General features: G+C 40.8%; 13 protein-coding genes. 7 read left to right on the forward strand and 6 right to left on the reverse strand.

The window, feature by feature from the left end:
• Positions 1-219 precede the first annotated feature (219 nt).
• From NDQ71_RS20460 to NDQ71_RS20475, 4 genes are read right to left on the reverse strand one after another with little or no spacing between them, the layout of a single operon-like run.
• Entirely contained in the window at positions 220-1,023 is an 804-nt protein-coding gene (locus NDQ71_RS20460; RefSeq protein ID WP_192543107.1) for a DUF1338 domain-containing protein, read from the reverse strand.
• A 46-nt stretch (positions 1,024-1,069) separates the two neighbouring features.
• Positions 1,070-2,542 carry a succinylglutamate-semialdehyde dehydrogenase gene (gene astD, locus NDQ71_RS20465; protein ID WP_192543106.1) on the reverse strand — a complete coding sequence of 491 codons (1,473 nt, stop codon included), beginning with the start codon at positions 2,540-2,542 and terminating at the stop codon, positions 1,070-1,072.
• Between the two features lie 20 nt (positions 2,543-2,562).
• On the reverse strand, positions 2,563-3,597 hold the full coding sequence (gene astA, locus NDQ71_RS20470) for an arginine N-succinyltransferase (RefSeq protein WP_064665020.1): 1,035 nt from the start codon (positions 3,595-3,597) through the stop codon (positions 2,563-2,565).
• Between the two features lie 43 nt (positions 3,598-3,640).
• Positions 3,641-4,846 (reverse strand): aspartate aminotransferase family protein, encoded by a 1,206-nt coding sequence (locus NDQ71_RS20475; protein WP_301563042.1) that lies wholly within the window; start codon positions 4,844-4,846, stop codon positions 3,641-3,643.
• A gap of 205 nt (positions 4,847-5,051) precedes the next feature.
• Between NDQ71_RS20475 and NDQ71_RS20480 the strand changes: the two genes are divergently transcribed.
• Positions 5,052-5,480, forward strand: a complete 429-nt coding sequence (locus NDQ71_RS20480) for an Lrp/AsnC family transcriptional regulator (protein WP_064665018.1) — start codon at positions 5,052-5,054, stop codon at positions 5,478-5,480.
• A 135-nt stretch (positions 5,481-5,615) separates the two neighbouring features.
• A complete protein-coding gene (locus NDQ71_RS20485) occupies positions 5,616-6,641 on the forward strand; it encodes a GGDEF domain-containing protein (protein WP_301563043.1) in 1,026 nt (341 codons plus the stop codon).
• Here NDQ71_RS20485 and NDQ71_RS20490 read toward each other — a convergent pair whose 3' ends face one another.
• Together NDQ71_RS20490 and NDQ71_RS20495 are read right to left on the reverse strand one after the other, a co-directional pair.
• Entirely contained in the window at positions 6,642-7,556 is a 915-nt protein-coding gene (locus NDQ71_RS20490; protein WP_301563044.1) for a hypothetical protein, read from the reverse strand.
• Positions 7,557-7,645: 89 nt separating this feature from the next.
• Entirely contained in the window at positions 7,646-9,559 is a 1,914-nt protein-coding gene (locus NDQ71_RS20495) for a bifunctional diguanylate cyclase/phosphodiesterase (RefSeq protein WP_301563045.1), read from the reverse strand.
• 488 nt (positions 9,560-10,047) lie between these two features.
• On the opposite strand from NDQ71_RS20495, the gene NDQ71_RS20500 reads away from it, so the two are divergent.
• Genes NDQ71_RS20500 through NDQ71_RS20520 form a run of 5 tightly spaced genes read left to right on the forward strand, consistent with a single transcriptional unit; the run spans position 10,048 to position 19,143 of the window.
• Entirely contained in the window at positions 10,048-10,347 is a 300-nt protein-coding gene (locus NDQ71_RS20500; protein WP_064665014.1) for an isoamylase early set domain-containing protein, read from the forward strand.
• 10 nt (positions 10,348-10,357) lie between these two features.
• Entirely contained in the window at positions 10,358-12,355 is a 1,998-nt protein-coding gene (gene malQ / locus NDQ71_RS20505; RefSeq protein ID WP_301563046.1) for a 4-alpha-glucanotransferase, read from the forward strand.
• Complete coding sequence (glgB, locus tag NDQ71_RS20510) at positions 12,356-14,587, forward strand: 1,4-alpha-glucan branching protein GlgB (protein ID WP_301563047.1); 2,232 nt, start codon at positions 12,356-12,358, stop codon at positions 14,585-14,587.
• Positions 14,571-16,628 (forward strand): glycogen debranching protein GlgX, encoded by a 2,058-nt coding sequence (glgX, locus tag NDQ71_RS20515; RefSeq protein ID WP_192541735.1) that lies wholly within the window; start codon positions 14,571-14,573, stop codon positions 16,626-16,628. The genes glgB and glgX overlap by 17 nt, the downstream gene beginning before the upstream one ends.
• Positions 16,621-19,143 carry a glycogen/starch/alpha-glucan phosphorylase gene (locus NDQ71_RS20520; protein ID WP_301563048.1) on the forward strand — a complete coding sequence of 841 codons (2,523 nt, stop codon included), beginning with the start codon at positions 16,621-16,623 and terminating at the stop codon, positions 19,141-19,143. The genes glgX and NDQ71_RS20520 overlap by 8 nt, the downstream gene beginning before the upstream one ends.
• Positions 19,144-19,154 lie beyond the last annotated feature (11 nt).

The raw sequence follows: 19,154 nt of genomic DNA on the forward strand, positions 1-19,154 counted from the left end.
GCAAGGTAGCGTTCATCAGCAATAGATTTTTCTTCTTCGGTGAGAAAATATTCATAAGATAAAAAAGTAACAGCTTGCTTTGCATAGGCAAGGCAGCATAAAAGCCAAGTAAATGAGTAGCAGAATTTTCATACAAGTTCCTTTTAGTTATTATTAAAATAACAAGAAACTTTAATTTTGTCTTTTTAAAAAAAGCCCTTGCGGGCTTTATGTAATTAATTAACGTGCGTTGGTACTTTCAAAAATTTTATCGGCAGAAGCGGCAACAAAGCCGGTGTAAAGCTCGCCATCTGGCTTATTGTAACGAAGTGCAAATTCATAAAAACAGCTCGGTACACTCATCTTGCCATCGCTGAACTCTACGGCAAAATCATCAGCAAGGGTTGATGACTGTTCAAGTAAAACTTCTGGAGAACCTTTAACTTCACCCCCTGATGTATTAAGCGCAAAACCTGCATCTTTTAGTGCTTGGTTTACCGTTTCGATATTATCAAACTTTGCCAGTTCATTAATGCTCACCGTGAAGTGATTAGCACGGTACCCCCATGCTGACATCCAAGCCGCATATTCACTTTCTGCAAGCAGTTTTTTATAGATTTCGGTGCTAACTTGCCAGTGAGTGCCTGAATATAAAAAGTCGTCTACAGTCACCGCTGCTGCATCGATATTGGCGACCATATCATTGACGATGGCTTGCAGCTCAGGTGAGCATTGCTCAACTAAAAGTTCTGAGATAAACACTTTTGGCTTTCTAGGATCGCTGTGCTCATAATGTTTAGCGTAAAGCTTTTTAGCTTCAAAGTGGTATTCGCCACATTCTTTATAGCCAACGGCTAAAAAGTGGGCTGCAAGTTTTTCAAGGCCAATGTGCTCATGGTTAAATGTTCTCAATGCAATGTGATCATTAATCACATCATCTTTTTGCGTTGAACCGAGTAATTCATGAACCTTAACCGCCGAAGGCGTAACGGATAAATAATTTTGCCATAGGTTGTCAAATAGGGCATTTACATCTGTGTGCATTTTTAATTCCTTAATTTGGTTTAAATGGTGTGTAGCCATTTAGTCATTATTTAATGATTAAGCCCGGCGCGAGGGTTTCTGGTAAATTTACTTTGTTTGCTTCAACAGAGGCAACAGGGTATGAGCAGTAATCAGCAGCGTAATAGGCGCTCGCTCTGTGATTACCACTTGCACCGATGCCACCAAATGGCGCAGCGCTTGACGCACCTGTAATAGGGCGGTTCCAATTTACAATACCAGCACGAATACGCTTTAAAAAGTGCTGGTAATCATCATTTGAGTCGCTCAGCAGGCCTGCTGATAAACCAAATGAGGTATTGTTGGCTTCATCAATGGCGCTGTCAAATTCAGTGTAGCGATACACTTTTATTAGTGGTCCAAAGTGTTCTTCATCTGGCATGTTTGTAATATTGCTTACATCAATGATACCAGGGCTTACAAAACCAGTGCCGACTTTTAAGTGTTTCAGCTCAACCAGTGATTTAGCTCCCATATCAATTAGTTGCTGTTGTGCGCTAACCATGCCAAGAGCTGCTTTTTCACTGATCATTGCTCCCATAAATGGTTGCTCTTGGGCAAAGCTATCAGCAACTTTAATATTCTTAGTGGCGCTGATGAGTTTGGCTAAAATAGCATCGCCATTTGCTGTGTTTTCAATAAATACACGGCGAGCGCAGGTGCAACGTTGCCCTGAGGTAATAAAGCCAGATTGAATAATATCGTGTACCGCAGCGTTGATATCCGCCACATCTTTGATGATCAGTGGATTATTGCCGCCCATTTCTAAGGCGAGAATTTTGCCTGGATGCCCTGCAAATTGCTTGTGAAGCAGGTGACCTGTATTAGAACTGCCAGTAAAAAATAAGCCATCAATACCTTGGTGGCTGGCAAGGGCAATACCGGTGTCAACTTCACCTTGAATGAGGTTGATCACACCCGCGGGTAAGCCTGCTTTTAGCCAGAGTTCTAAAGTAAACTGCGCAACATGTGGCGTTAATTCTGACGGTTTAAATACCACAGTATTACCCGCTAAAATTGCAGGGACTATATGACCGTTTGGTAGATGACCTGGAAAGTTATACGGGCCAAATATCGCCACTACACCATGCGGCTTATGGCGAATAAACGCTTTGGCACCTGGCATTGGATTTTCTGTGGTTCCTGTGCGTTCGTGATGGGCTTTAATTGAAATAGCCACTTTGCCGGTCATTGCGCCCACTTCTGTGCGGGTTTCCCACAATGGTTTGCCGGTTTCACGGGCAATAATGGTTGCAAACTCTTCGCTGTGCGCTTGCAACTGGGCAACAAAGTTTTCAAGTACCGTAATGCGCTCGCTAATAGGCGTTTGCGCCCAAGCAAACTGCGCTTTACGCGCTGCGGCAATAGCATCATTCACTTGCTCTTTACTGGCTGTTTTACCTTGCCAAATCGTTTCACCATTACTTGGGTTAACTGAAGTAAAGTCGTGACCAAGGCCGCTTTGCCATTGGTTATTAATAAGTTGAGTCGTTGTACTCATAAGGTGATTCCTTAACAAGATCACAGCCGAAAGAACCGCGCTGCATCCCCTTGTTTTAATTTAAGTGCGTGGGCAACATCGTGGCTGATTATCAAGGTATGCTTAGCATGATTGTAATGCGCGTGCTTGGTGAACGTGGCTCTAAAATCGCTGACGCCTTGGTTACATATCGCCAAGGTATCTGAACTTTGTTCGTCAACGTAATCGAGTTCACCAATAGAAATAGGGCATACCAGTGATTCGCGAACACTACGAATATTGCCGAGCTTGGCTTCAACAGTGGGCCCTGCATCAAATAAATCAACGTATCCACGGTGCTCAAAGCCTTCTTTTTCAAGTAGCTTGAGTGCCGGTTTAGTTTTATCGTGCACTTTACCAATTACGGCTTGCGCTTTTTTACTTAACAGATTGGCGTAAATTGGGTATTTTGGCATCAACTCACTGATAAACACTTTATCGCCTAACCCGACGAGGTGATCAGCTTGTGGAAATTCGATACTAAAAAAGTGCTCTTCTAACCATTGCCAAAAAGGAGAGTGGCCGTGTTCGTCACTCACACCACGCATTTCTGCGATGATTGTATCGGCAAAGCGTTCACTGTGCTGAGCCATAAATAAAAACCGTGATCGAGATAAAAAGCGCCCAGCCAGTCCTTTGCGGCTATCTTCGCGTAAAAACAAGGTACATATTTCAGAGCAACCAGTGTAATCGTTACACATACTCAATATATCAACAGTGTTGTAGACGTTTAGTGTACGTGAATGATGAACAGTTTTGCCAAGGTGATAATGATACAAAGGTACATTTAAACCAACCGCAGCTTCAATGGCAGTTGTGCCAACCACTTCACCAGTTTGGCTATCTTCTAAAACAAATAAGTAACTTTCATCTTGAGGTTGATTGATGTTTTTAGCAAAGCTACGTTCAGCGCGCTCAATTTTTTCAAGTAATAAGGCATCATTTACAGGTAATGACGTAAAGCCATGACCAGATTCAATGGCTATTTGCTTGAGTGCAGCAAAGTCACTGGCAGTAATAGGACGTAATACATGCATTTAAAAGTGCTCCATTAGCGCCCGGTGAGGGCGCTAAATTAGATTAACCGTTTACAACATCCGCAACCGCTTTTTCAAAGCGTGCTAAGCCTTCTTTAATGTCTTCAATTGGGATCACTAATGAAGGTGTAAAACGAACGACATTGGTCCCTGCAACTAAGCTCATTAAGCCGTGTTTAGTGCTGGCAACTAAAAAGTCACGCGCGCGCCCTTCAAATTTGCTGTTAAGTACAGCACCTAATAATAGACCTTTCCCACGTACTTCGCTAAACACGTCATATTGCGCGTTGATGGCATTCAAACCATCACGGATAAGTTGTTCGCGTTGTTTGACACCCGCTAGTACATCTGCGGTATTTACAGTATCAAAAGCTGCTTCTGCTACCGCACAGGCCAGTGGATTACCGCCGTAGGTTGAACCATGTGTGCCAACTTTAAGATGCTGCGCGATCTGCGTGGTGGTGATCATCGCACCTATTGGAAAACCGCCGCCTAGCGCTTTGGCTGTCGTTAGAATATCAGGTGTTATCCCTAATTCTTGGTAAGCATATAAAGCACCGGTACGGCCAACACCAGTTTGCACTTCATCAAAAATAAGCAGTGCATTGTGTTTGTCACATAGTGCGCGCACACCTTGCATGAATTCATTGGTTGGCGAGATAATACCGCCTTCGCCTTGCAGGGGTTCCATCATGACCGCACAGGTTTTTTCGCTAATTAGTGTTTCAAATGCCGCTAAGTCGTTATAATCACAGTGGTCAATTGCTGCAGGTTTAGGGCCAAAACCGTCAGAATAAGCTGCTTGTCCACCTACGGTTACTGTAAAGAATGTACGGCCATGGAAGCCTTTGTTGAAGGCGATGATTTGAGTTTTATCTTCACCATGAACATCAAGTGCAAAACGACGAGCAAGTTTAAGTGCTGCTTCGTTTGCCTCTGCCCCTGAGTTGGCAAAGTAGACTTTATCGGCAAACGTGGCATCGGTCATTTTTTTCGCTAAGCGCAGTGCTGGCTCATTTGTCATGACATTCGATAAATGCCAAATTTTTTCGCCTTGCTCTTTTAGTGCGCTCACAAGCGCTGGGTGACAGTGGCCTAAACAGTTAACTGCAATTCCTCCGGCAAAGTCGATATACTCTTTGTTGTTTTGATCCCATACACGAGAGCCTTGACCACGAACAGGGATCACCTCTGATGGATTGTAGTTTGGCACCATTACGTCGTTGAATAATTCTCTTGTTACTTGCATTTATTACACCTAGATCTGGCTTAAAGTGAAAAAAGTGATATTGCATAAAAGGGGTTAATTAAGCCGTTAGTAACCCGCAATAGATTGATTTCATAATTTTTATTATCTAATGCTACTATTATCTTGGTTCGAAGTTTAAATTTGCAGTGCTATTTTGTGAAAAATGATTAAAATAAAATACAAAATAGTGAAGAAAATAATCAATATGATAACTACACAAGATGAGAAGCTACTTTCTATACTACGTACAAATGCCAGAGCGAGTATTTCTGACCTTGCGCGGCTACTAAACCTGTCGCGCTCGACGGTGCAAAGTCGCATGCTAAAATTAGAAGAGTCAGGTGTTATTAAAGGATACAGTGTTGATTACGGTGAAGCCTATTTAAATGCCATGGTTTCTGCGCACGTATCTATAAAGGTAAAACAAAAACTGACGACTAAAACTAATATAGAACTTAAGCAAATAGATGCTATTTCGCAGCTTTATGCGATCAGTGGCGAATTCGATCTAATTGCTGTGGTTCAGGCGCAGAATTTAGAGAAATTAAGTCACTTGCTTGATGATATAGGCAACCTTGATGGCGTAGAGCGAACCACATCATCCGTTATTTTAGAAACAAAGTTTAATCGCTAGTACTAATGAAGTAGTGGTTAAAATAATTCTACGAATTTAAATTTAATCGTTTTTTAGACTACGCTAGTATTTATCTTAGGATTAATTCTGTATGTCATAACCCTAGCTTCACTAAGCGGTAACTATCGAGGATTCATGCAAGTTAATTTATTAAATTCTATTATCAAGATCACTAAAAACAGAGACATCAATTCGCTTGAATATACGATTATTTCAACAATTCAGGAGTTTATAACGTGCTCAGAAATTACAATTTATAAAGATTTAGCAATAGAGGGGGAGCTTAGAGTTGAGCGTAGTGCATCATTACTATTTAAAGGAGCGAAAGAGTTTACTTGGCTTGATAAAAGTATTATCGATAGCCCTAGTGATGAACTCATTTCGTGTATGCGTTCAACATGCATCATAACGGTTAAAGCGGACGATAATAAAGAGCATCGCTGGTTGCCAATTTGTCTGCAAGATAGGCCCGTAGGCGCTATTGCAATTACTTCTGGTGAGTTAAAAAGCGAAGAGCAGGTGCTCTTAAATGCATTTTGTCGGATCTTTGAAAATTACCTTGCTATCCTGCACGAAAACGAAACAGATAAATTAACCGGACTTTTAAATCGCCAAACATTTGATAAAAAGTTAAGGTTACTCCTTGAAAAGCAGGTAGTTAAACAGCACAAAACAAACAAAAATGATGAGAATAGAAATCGTCAAGCTGACGCAACTTCTTGGTTGGCAATTGTGGATATTGATCATTTCAAGATGATAAATGATCAGTATGGTCATGTTTGTGGTGATGAAGTGTTATTAGTGCTAGCTCAAAAAATGAAAAGTTTTTTTCGCTCCACTGATTTAATTTTTCGCTTTGGCGGAGAAGAGTTTGTACTTGTATTTGAGCCCACCGATTTAGCATCTATACAAGCTAAACTTACTGGCTTTCTAGCCTTTATTAGGGAAACAAAATTTCCATTTATTAGCCAACTTACCTTAAGTATTGGTTTATCGAGAATAAGCCTATATGACTTTCCAATTTCAGTGATAGAAAATGCTGATAGAGCGCTTTATTATGCAAAGCAAAATGGCCGTGATCAATTGTGTTTTTATGATGAATTGATCAGTAAACACTTAATCGAACCACAACAGCTGCAATCAGATATTGATTTGTTTTAATTATTTAGGTGCTTTTCTAATTACTTTTTTGGTGACTTCATCTAGTTTGATAACGTAGGCATTGCCGCCAATGCCTTTAAATTCTTCATCAGTGAAGATCAAGGTATTTTCATCGTAGAAGGTAATTGCTTCTTTTTGTGTAACGATACCTAAATCTATGATTGATACATCACCGGAGAAAAACTTATCTTCGGTGAAGTTTTCAAAAAGCCAAATACTGGTGGAATCAAGCAGCACTAATTTGCTGCGATTCGGGCTCAATGCTGCTGAAGTGATCCAACAGAGTTTTTCCATGGTGGTACAGGTTTTAAATGAATCGATTAACTCTGCATCGAAATTAGCTGCATGATCGCCGACCTTATAGACATTGGTAATACCATCAAACGGCTCTGTGCGATTTTTTGTAAACAGATATAAGTGGCGGCCAAAAGCAACAAATGCTTCAAGGTCAAAATTACGTTTATCTGGTGTGACAGGGTTGCCATCGAGTTCAGGATAGGTGAACTTAATGATTTCGGCTTCGGTAGTATGTCCTTTGATATCAATGGGATTTTCAATTTTATAAATCGACAGCCATTTACGCTCTTGTTTATTATTACCAAAATCACCCAAAAAGAAGTGACCAAAATCGTTTTGAGTCATATCTTCCCAGTCGATATTTTTAGCATTTGTTACCAGTACTTCTTTCGCTATCGAACCGTCTTCGTTGAGACGATATAATTTTGGATCATCGCCGCCATCGTTGATAGCCCAAAGTCGATTGAATTTATCAAATTCAATCCCTGATATTTCTTTTAACTTAGGATCAACACTAATTTGTTTTTTACTATATAGGGTATAAATAGACATACTAATAATGATCGCAACAGCGAAAATCGCCACTGTGATAAGAGAATAAAGGCTTTTTTTGAGCATGGAAAGCTAAGATTTGATACTAAGTTACTGAGTATTATTATCTATTTTGAATGTAATTTCTATGGCAAAAGGATGATATTGACTGATTATCAGCTTTCTAGGTTCCAAACCCCTGTGCCAGTTGCTGCAATATGATTAACGTTACCTTGTAATACCTTACTGCCAACGTTAATCGATGATTGTGGGCGGCTAACTAAATAACCTTGCACACAGCGAATACCCATGCGCTTTACGAGCTCAAATTGAGCAATTTCTTCAACGCCTTCAGCGACAATCTTAAGTCCTAGTTTAGTTCCTAACTCGCTGATAGAGTTTAAAATTTCGTTGTATTTAGGGTTTTCATTCGCTTGTGCAATAAACAGTCGGTCAATTTTGATCACATCAATAGGTAAATCAGCTAGGGTGCTTAAAGAACTAAACCCAGTACCAAAGTCATCAATGGCAATAGTGACGCCTTCTTTACGTAATTTTTCAAGTTCATTAATAATGGTATCACTTGCTGTGATCAAGGTTGATTCGGTTATTTCTAACATCAAAGAGCTTGGTGGTAGGCCTGTTTTAGCGAGCTTTTTCATTACCCACTCATGAATAGGGCGATGTTTGAGTTGAATGCCAGAAACATTCACTGATATTTTTACTTTGCGCATACCTGCATTATGCCACGCAGCCATTTGTCGGCATGACTCTAACATTATCCAATCACCGAGTTCTAAAATGAGGTTTGACTCTTCAGCAATGGGAATAAATTCAACCGGGGAAATTGGCCCTTCTACAGGGTGATCCCAACGGACTAACGCTTCGAAATAATCTATAGCGCAATCTTCTACATGCACGATGGGTTGAAATGATAAATGAAAATTATGGCAAGCAATAGCTAAACGTAGCTCTTCTAATAAGTAATGATAGCGGCGCATTTTGTTACCCATCTCAGGTGAATATACTTTAAAAATACCGCGGCCATCGGTTTTTGCTCGGTACATGGCAACATCAGCCATTTGTAGCAGTGCATGGGGTGTAGAGGCGCTTTCTGGGTACACTGCTATGCCAACACTGGCGCTAATTTTTATCAGTTTATTACCGAGTACAAAGTCACGCTCTATTTCATTTAGAACATGCTGGGCTACAGCTAATGTTTTTGATTCTATATCTATATTGTTGATAAATATAGAAAACTCATCACCACCTAAACGTGCTAAATTTTGTTCTAATAAGCTTGTCGGATTGATATCGTTAAGCTTATGATGACGTAAAACGCAGGCAAGGCGCTCTGCAACTTGTATCAGTACTTCATCGCCAAAACTATGGCCAAAGGAATCATTTACTTGCTTGAAACCGTCTAAATCGATAAAGAGTAACGCGCAATGAATATTTTTTAATTCAGCGCCGTTGAGCTGTCGATCAAGGTGCTCAATGTAAGCATGGCGGTCAATTAATAGGGTGAGTTTATCTTGGCTGATGCTAGTTTGAGTTTCGCGGGCATAGTTTGCAACGTGAGTGGTTAACGCATTAATTGCCTGGCTTAGGCGAGTGACTTCTGTTGCGTGCTTTAATTCAGGTAGCTGAATATTAAATGAGTCGATTACTTGGTGAGTTTGTAAATTAAGTTGGGCAATTAATAGTTTTTCACGTTTACTATTTAGCTGTTTACCTAGATACCAAGTAAAAAACAAACCAATTAGAATCAATAAAATAAAATTGGCAGGTGACAAAATGGTGGCGCTTATCAAAGATGATGCTTGGGCGGTAATAAATTGGTTATCTGTTACTTTGATGAGCAGGTAATCGGTTCCGTCTTTACTGATTATATGGTGGCCGCTTAAAATTGGGTTGTACCAAGGGGGCATTGTAAGCTCAGTGGTGGCAGTGTCAAATGCCCTGATAGCGATACTCGATTGTTGCGTATTAATAGTATTGACTTGGTTTGTTAATAGTATATTCATGCCATAACAAAAAACAATGACAGCAATGAAGGTCATACTGAGTAAGCGAAAAAGTTTAGTCATTCCATTAAACCATTTTATCCCAATTTTATGAGTTTATTATTAGGTACTGCCTATTTTTGTCAGTATATAGTTTGTCAGACTAACTAACAAAACATTTCTTTAACAATAATCCTGCAAAAGGAGCTACTCTTTTTATAAACGCGATTGGCTCAGAAATGTCGAGTGTTTACTCAACGTAAGTATTAAATTTATTCACTTTACCAGCGCTTATTTGTTAACTACTTTATAGTTCATAATTCAGACAGTCATTAAAACTTGGTTTAATTTTTGCTCTTATTTAAATTGCGTACAACTAGATGAGTATTTGCAAATCTTTTGCACGCTTTAGGTGCAGTATTTATTTAATTGCACTGTCATAAAGCATCAATATAACTTTGTTTAACTGAACAAATGTTATGAATACAACACAACCCCATGCATATGTTGAGTAGTTGAGCACGGCACGGTGGCAAGGATTAATTAACCTCAAGGTTTATTTGGAGCCCGCTATGTTAAGTAAACGATTTTTTAAAACTAAAAATGAAGCCGAAGTTACTTTTGAATTTCAGCATCCTCAGGCAGATCATGTTCAGCTAGTTGCCGAATTTACCGATTGGCAGCCTGTGGCTATGAAATTTAATAAAAAAGAGCAGTGCTTTAAACTCAAGCAGCGTTTACCCAATGATCAACAGTTTCATTTTCGCTATTTGGTCAATGGTACAATTTGGGACAACGATCAGCACGCGGATGGATACATTGCAAACAGCTTTGGTACAGAAAATAGTATAGTCAATACACAACGTATTTAAGGCGCGGTTAATGGAGTCACTTTCACAGCTGTTTTATCTACACGGTATTGGCTATGAATACACTAAGTATAACGGTGAGCATGTTGTTTTTAGTAACGACACCCGCAGTGCTGCACTGAGTTGCTGCGGTGTTGATGTCACTGATCAGGCGCAAATTGATCATCTTAATATTCTTTTAGACGCGAATAAGTGGTTACAGCTGGTACCAAGTTGTAGCTTAGTCAGCGCAGAGCAACCAGCAGTAAAAGTACGCGTTGATAAACGTAAGTTAGCGCTGCAATGCACAGTTTCTTTTACTACTATCGATTTACCGAGTGTCACACACTCATTGGCAGAACTACACTGTTGTGGTGATTATGTTTTTAATGGAATCACTTACCTAGAGCTGATTTTTCCTTTGCCCGCTTTGCCAATTGGCTATCTTGATGCGACTGTGCAGGTGGCTGATACTACACAGCAAACTCAGTTGTGGGTGACACCAAAACATAGCTATCAAGTCGGTGATGAAAAACAAACCGGATTATCTATTCAACTTTATAGTTTAAAAAATAAAGCTGAGCAAGGAGTCGGGGATTTTGCTGATTTATTAGCGTTGGTGGAGCAAGCTGGGCAGCAGCAGTTGGACTATATTTTATTAAACCCACTGCATTTATTATTTTGTCAGCAACCAGAGCGAGCGAGTCCTTACAGTCCTAATAGCCGTGCTTTATTAAATCCATTATATTTAGCCATTGATTTATGTATAGATAGCAAAAATAACCTTGAACTTGATCATTACTTGCAAAGCTCTACTGCAACTGAATTTAAACAGCGTATTCAAGGCTTACAATATATTGATTACAGCGACGTAAATCAGTTTAAGTATGCTGCATTTAAGTTACTGTACCAGCATTTTAAAAACCATGGCAGCGAGCAACGCAAACAGCATTTTAGTGATTTCTGTCAGCTGCATGAAGCAACACTTGCGACATTAAAAGTCAATGACACTGAATTTGCTAATTACTTGCAGTGGCAAGCACATGTGCAATTAAAACAGTGCCAAACCAGTGCCAGAGATCATGGTATGAACATCGGGCTGATCAATGATTTAGCGGTGGGTTGCGCCGGTGACGGCAGTGAGTTTTTGAATCAACAGTCATTATTTACCGATTCAGCTTATGTCGGCGCGCCACCGGATCCTTGGGCTGAGCAAGGTCAAAATTGGGGATTACCTGCGCTTAATCCAATTAAGCTCAGTGATAACAATTTTAGTTACTACAAAGCGCTAATACGTGCCAATATGGAAAACGTTGGCGGCTTACGTATAGATCACGTTATGGCCATTCGTCGCTTATGGTGGTGCTTTGAAAACCAGCAGCAACAAGATGGCTGTTATGTTTATTATCCTTTTGATTGTTTATTGGCCATACTCACTATTGAATCTCATGTGAATCAGTGTATTGTCATTGGAGAAGATCTTGGCGTGGTGCCACCAGAAGTGAAAACCGCTCTCGCAGATAAAGCAATTTTTTCAAATGGGTTATTTTATTTCGAAAAAGATTTTCACGGTGAGTTTTTAACAGCGCAGTCATTTCCTGCACAATCATTATTGATGGTTGCAAACCATGATGTCCCCCCTTTTTTTGGCTGGTGGCAAGGGTTTGATCTTACTTTAAAGCATGAATATCAGTTGCTAGACGAGCAGCAGCTTGCCCAACTGCAAACAGAACGAGAAATTGAAAAACAACGATTACTGCGATTTCTGTCAAGCTGTGAAGAGCACTCATTCTCGCTAGACAGCTCGGCAGAAGATGTATATCAAGCAGTAACATTAGGCTTAGCGCATGCACCTGCGCGGTTATTTACAATTCAGTTAGATGACTTAGATGAGCAAACGTTACCAGTTAATATTCCGGGTACAGATCAAGAGTACCCGAATTGGCGTCGGGTATTATCGCATTCAAGTGAGCATATTTTAGCGCGCCATAGTGCACTGCTCAGTGCTATTAATTCCATAAGGACTAATTAAATGAACAGTCATGTTCGTAAACCTACAAAGTTACAGCACTATGAGCAACAAGTTGATGCGTTAAAGCGTGGCTGCTTTAAAGACCCATTTAGTTTTTTAGGGTTACATGCAATTTCAGATACACACAGTGAGATCCGCTGTTATATGCCAGGCGCAACAAATTTAAGTATAAAACTGGCAAAGCAAACGCTTAGTTGTACACGTTACCCTGACTCTGATTTATTCATTTTACAATTGAGCAATAAAGTTATTTCGGCTTACAAATTAGTCGTTGATTACAGCCAGTGTCAGGTTATTTGTGAAGATGTATATCGGTTTGAAAGCAGCCTAGACAACAGCGCCATGTACTTATTTAACGAAGGTACGTTAGAGCATGCATATCGTCATCTCGGTGCTCATTTTATCGAATTATCGGCTATTAAAGGTGTCCGTTTTAGTGTTTGGGCCCCTAACGCCAGTAGTGTCTCGGTGATTGGTGAGTTTAATCATTGGCAACGTAGCCAACATTTTATGCGCTTTAACCCCGCTTCAGGCGTATGGGACTTATTTATACCCGAGTTGACACCAGGACAATGCTATAAATTTTCGATAACCACACTCAGCGGCGAAATTCTTGAAAAAGCAGATCCCTTTGCCTTTAAAATGCAACAAGCTCCGGGCACTGCTTCCGTATTACAAACGCGCCCAGCGGCGATTGAATTGACTGATAAAATGCGCGCACAACGGACAAAGCGCAACGCGGTAGATGCGCCGATCAGTATTTATGAAGTGCATTTGGGGTCTTGGCAACGCAAAGAGGGGGACCGTTACTTAAATTACCAAGAGTTAGCGCAGCGACTTATTAGTTATGTAACTGAACATGGTTTTACTCATATTCAGCTTATGCCGATCAGCGAATTTCCATTTGATGGCTCGTGGGGTTATCAACCTGTAGGGTTATTTGCACCAACCAGCCGCTTTGGTGGTTTGGAAGATTTTCGCTATTTTGTCGAGCAATGCCATTTAGCAAATATTGGCTTGTTGATCGACTGGGTGCCTGGGCACTTTCCGAGCGATCCCCATGGCTTGCACCGTTTTGATGGTACGCATTTATTTGAGCATGCAGACGCAAGACAAGGTTTTCACCCTGATTGGAATACCTATATTTACAATTATGATCGCCCTGAAGTACGCAGCTTTCTCGTTGCAAATGCCATGTATTGGTTAGAAGAATTTGCCATTGACGGCTTACGTGTCGATGCAGTGGCATCAATGTTATACCTTGATTACAGTCGTAAAGAAGGTCAGTGGATCCCTAATAAATATGGGGGTCGTGAAAACTTAGGTGCGATTGAATGCTTAAAACAAGTTAATTTACGCAGTTATGCCAATAACCCTGGGATCATGATGGTCGCTGAAGAGTCGACCGCGTGGCCCGGAGTTACACGTCAAGTGGATCATGATGGTTTAGGGTTTGGTTATAAGTGGAATATGGGCTGGATGAATGACAGTTTGCATTACATGCAGCGCGACCCTTTATATCGTCAACATCATCACCATGAATTAACGTTTTCAATGGTGTATGCCTATAGCGAAAACTATATATTGCCATTAAGTCATGATGAAGTAGTGCATGGTAAAGGCTCTTTAATTGCAAAAATGCCAGGTGATGATTGGCAAAAGTTTGCCAATCTTCGTGCTTACTACGCATTTATGTGGGCACATCCAGGTAAAAAGCTGTTATTCATGGGCAGTGAAATCGCACAACGAAATGAATGGAACCACGACCAGTCAATTGATTGGCATTTGCTACAACATTCATCTCACCAAGGCGTACAGCGAACAATTACTTTGCTCAATAATGTTTACTGTAATGAGCAGGCACTGCATCAGTTAGACACCGATCCTGCTGGTTTTAGCTGGATAGATAATCAAAATGCCCAGCAGAGTATTTTTAGTTTTATTCGCTTTGCAAAAAAAGCCTGCAATTATGTGGTTGTGATCAGCAATTTAACGCCGACTGTTTATCATGACTATTGTATAGGTGTACCAACCGTTGGTGAGTTTGAAGTGATATTAAATACCGATGATGAGCAACTGTTTGGCTCCGGTGTACGTGTTTTTTCGCACGCCAATAAAACAATCTCGAGTCAAGCAATAGCAAGTCATGGCCAGCAACACAGTATTAAGATCTCATTACCCGCGCTTGCGACCGTTTACTTAAAAAGGGTGCTCGATGAGTCTATCAATTGAATTAAATCAAGGCCATGTAGCGCCACTTGGCGCGAGTGTATTAGCAGACGGCGTTAATTTTGCTGTTTATGCGCCTTTGGCCAAACAATTGTATGTGTGTTTATTTGATAGCAGTGGCCACACTGAAGTCTTAAAATTGGCAATGAATAATAATGAAGGTGGGATATGGAGTCTGTATATCGCCCCGCTTGCAGCGGGTACTTTATATGGCTATCGGGCTGACGGCGATTATCAACCAAAAAAAGGATTGTTCTTTAATAGTCAAAAACTGTTAATTGACCCATATGCAAAAGATTTGTTTGGTGAATTTACTTGGAGTGAGCGCCACTACGGACAAATGCCAATTGGTACGTTAAGCACAGTGAACAACGCCATTGATATTCCTAAATCTAAAGTGGTGCAATTACTGCCATATCAAGGTAAAAAACCGCAACATAGCTGGGGCAAAACGGTTATTTATGAATGCCACGTAAAAGGCGCCACTGCACGTCACCCAACTATTCCCGCTCAATTGCAAGGCACCTATTTAGGTTTGAGCCATCCAAGTTTTATTGAGCATTTACGCTCTCTTGGCATCACAACGTTAGAGTTGTTACCTGTGCATAGCTTTATTAGCGAACAGTTTTTAACCGCTAAAGGTCTGCAAAACTACTGGGGTTATAATACGTTAAACTTTTTTACCCCCCATAAAGAATACTTAGTAACTGATGAAATTGCTGAGTTTCAACAAATGGTCACTAAGTTACATGAAGCGGGTATCGAAGTTATTCTGGATGTGGTTTATAACCATACTGCAGAGGCTGGCAGTGATGGTCCAATCCTGTCTTGGCGTGGTCTAAATAACCTAGGTTACTACCGCACTGTAACTGATAATCCAGCAGTGTATATTAACGATACAGGCTGCGGTAACACCTTAAATATTGACGATCCATTTAGTTTGAAAATGGTCCTCGATAGCCTGCGCTATTGGGTTGAAATAATGGGCGTAGATGGTTTTAGATTTGACCTTGCGACTATTTTAGGACGCACGGCCCATGGTTTTAGCCAAGCTCATAGTTTTTTACAAGCCATTAATCAAGACCCGATCTTAAGCCAAATAAAGCTCATCGCAGAGCCATGGGATATCGGGCCTGGTGGCTACCAGCTCGGTGCTTTTCCTGCGCCTTGGCGCGAGTGGAATGACAAATATCGCGATGTTGTTCGGCGTTTTTGGCAAGGGCAAAACAATATGTTGGCTGAGCTTGCAAAACGTCTGCATGGCTCATTCGATTTATTCGAGCATAACCACCGCGGGCCACTTAATAGCATTAACTTTATTACCAGCCATGACGGTTTTACATTAACTGATTTGGTCAGCTACGAACAAAAGCATAATGAAGCGAATGGCGAGCAAAACCGCGATGGTCATAGCGCCAACTACTCATTTAACTGCGGCTTTGAAGGCTTTACGGATGATGCAAAAATTACCACCTTGCGTTTGCAGCAGCAAAAAAACTTGTTACTGACCTTATTGCTTTCCAAAGGCGTGCCTATGCTGTCTTCTGGCAGTGAAATGGGGCATTCACAAGGCGGCAATAATAACGCTTATTGTCAAAATAATCGCACGGGTTGGCTGGCTTGGAAAGACTCGCAACGCAGCCATAGCTTAACTCGCTTCATAGACGATGTACTAAGTATCAGAAAACAGTATTGTGTATTTAAACACAGTGTATTTTTACATGACACAGACAAACGTTTTGCAGTTAATTGGTATACCGAGCAAAGTAACGCGATGCAAGAAAGTGATTGGCATGATGGCTCAAAACAATTTTTGATGTATAGCTTACAAGATACTCAGTTAAATACCGCGTTACTGATTATTTTAAACGCCAGTGATGTGGCAGTGAAGTGCCAGTTACCGGCGCTTGATGGTGATTTGCGTTGGCGTTTAGCGTTGAGCAGTGTTGCGCAAGCAGAGCTTAAGAATAAAGAACAGTTTGAGGTTGCTGCACAAAGCAGTTGGGTTTTTACAGGCAATTTAGAGGATCAAGGACATGGCTAATAACGGTGAACAAATATGTGTTGCAAAAAGCTGGCAAGATGCCCCTTTAATCGATGAAAGTACGCTTGAAGATGATTTATCCCGGCATTTTTATTATACCCTTGGTCGCGATAAAGTCGGAAAATCACAATTGTATTTATACAACGCCTTAGCACTTACTATTCGTGATCGACTCGTCGCCCGTTGTCGTGCAACAAAGCAACAAATACACAGTGAAAAGCGTCGTAAAGCTGCCTATATCTCACTGGAGTTCTTAATGGGGCGGGCGATGGGTAATGCTATTTTAAACTTAGATTTAGATGAGCAAGTTAAACAAGCACTCAATAATTACTGTGCACAAGTAGAAGATGTAGCAGCAGCAGAGCACGATGCTGGGCTTGGTAATGGTGGCTTAGGGCGACTCGCAGCCTGCTTTTTAGATAGTTGTGCAAGCTTAGCATTACCAGTTACCGGTTATGGTATTCGTTATGAATATGGCATGTTCAACCAATCAATCGAAAATGGCCATCAAATTGAGCAGCCTGATAATTGGTTACGTGAAGGTCACCCGTGGGAACTCAGTGCGCCTGAGCAAGCTAAGCGAGTTAAATTTTTTGGCCATGTTGAGAGCTATACCGATAAACACGGCCGGGTTCATCGCCAATGGTTAGACACAGAAGATGTATTAGCTGTCCCCTATGATTTACCGGTGCCAGGTTATAAAAATGACATCGTTAATACCTTACGGCTATGGAAATCTGAAGCTACGGATGAATTTGATTTAGGTGAATTTAATGCAGGAAGTTATTCAGAGGCTGTTGCACATAAAAACCTAGCTGAACAAATTACCATGGTACTTTATCCAAACGACAGCAGTGAAAATGGCAAAGAGCTACGCCTGAGACAACAATACTTTTTATCATCAGCAAGCTTACAAGATATCGTTGAGACTTGGGTATCAAAGCATGGAGAAGAGTTTAGTGACTTTGCTGATTACCATGTTTTTCAACTCAACGACACTCATCCTAGTATTGCTGTTGCAGAGTTGATGCGCTTACTTGTTGATGAGTATGACTTAGATTGGGATGCTGCATGGCAGATCACCACAAGTACTATGGCATACACTAACCACACCTTACTGCCTGAAGCCTTAGAAAAGTGGTCGGTGTCGTTATTTGCACGATTATTACCACGTATTCTAGAAATCATTTACGAGATAAATGCACGTTTTCTTGCACAAGTTGCTTTGGCATGGCCTGGCGATGTTGCAAAACAGCAAGCCTTATCACTTATTGAAGAAGGCCACGATCCACAAGTAAGAATGGCGTACTTGGCCATTGTTGGCAGCTTTTCAGTCAACGGTGTTGCCGCACTACACACGGAGTTACTAAAAGAGGGTTTATTTAAAACTTTTTATGAGTTGTGGCCAGAAAAATTCAACAATAAAACCAATGGTGTGACGCCGCGCCGTTGGCTAGCTCATTGCAATCCAAAGCTCACTCAGTTGATTGGTGAAAAAATAGGTCAAGATTGGGTCGGGGATTTTGCGCAGATTAGTCAACTACGCCGTTATTTCGATGACGTAAAGTTTCATCAGCAATGGCAACAGGTCAAGCTTGAAAATAAACAACGTTTAGTGGATTTAGTGCAAGCGCGTTGCGGCGTTGAATTTGATACTAGTATGCTTTTTGACGTTCAAGTTAAGCGTATCCATGAATACAAACGGCAATTATTAAATGTGCTGCATATTATTCATTTATATGACCGTATTAGACGCGGTGACACCGAAAACTTGGTGCCGCGCTGTGTATTATTAGGTGGTAAAGCAGCACCGGGTTATTACATGGCTAAGCGTATAATTAAGCTTATTAATAATGTTGCCGATGTGATTAATAAGGACCCGCTCGCACAACCTTATCTGAGAGTCGCGTTTTTACCTAATTATAATGTGACAGCGATGGAAACGATTTGTCCAGCCACTGATTTATCCGAGCAAATTTCAACCGCAGGTAAAGAAGCCTCCGGTACTGGTAATATGAAGTTTATGATGAATGGCGCATTGACGATTGGCACTTTAGATGGTGCAAACATCGAAATCCGTGATGCTGTTGGTGCTGATAACTTCTTTTTATTCGGTGCCCAAGCCGAACAAGTGGAAGGTATAAAACACAACTATAACCCAATGCATATTATTCATAATACACCGGACTTACTCAATGTGATGCAGCTCCTAGAAAGTGGTCATTTTAATTTATTTGAACCAGGGCTATTTGACGACATTATTGGTGCAATCAAAAGTCCCCATGATCCTTGGTTAGTTGCTCATGATTTTGAAAGTTTCGTCCAGGCGCAGCGAGCTGTTGAACACGCCTACCAAGATCAACAACACTGGACGAAAATGAGTATTTTGAATACCGCAGCCAGTGGTGTTTTTTCAAGTGATAGAACGATTAGCCAATACAGTGATGATATTTGGCATTTGCAAGCATTGACAACATCAAATGTGGTCGACACAGCCACTAACAGCACCGATTAATACGGAGATAA

Source organism: Pseudoalteromonas sp. KG3 (assembly GCF_030436385.1).
GTDB lineage: Bacteria > Pseudomonadota > Gammaproteobacteria > Enterobacterales > Alteromonadaceae > Pseudoalteromonas > Pseudoalteromonas prydzensis.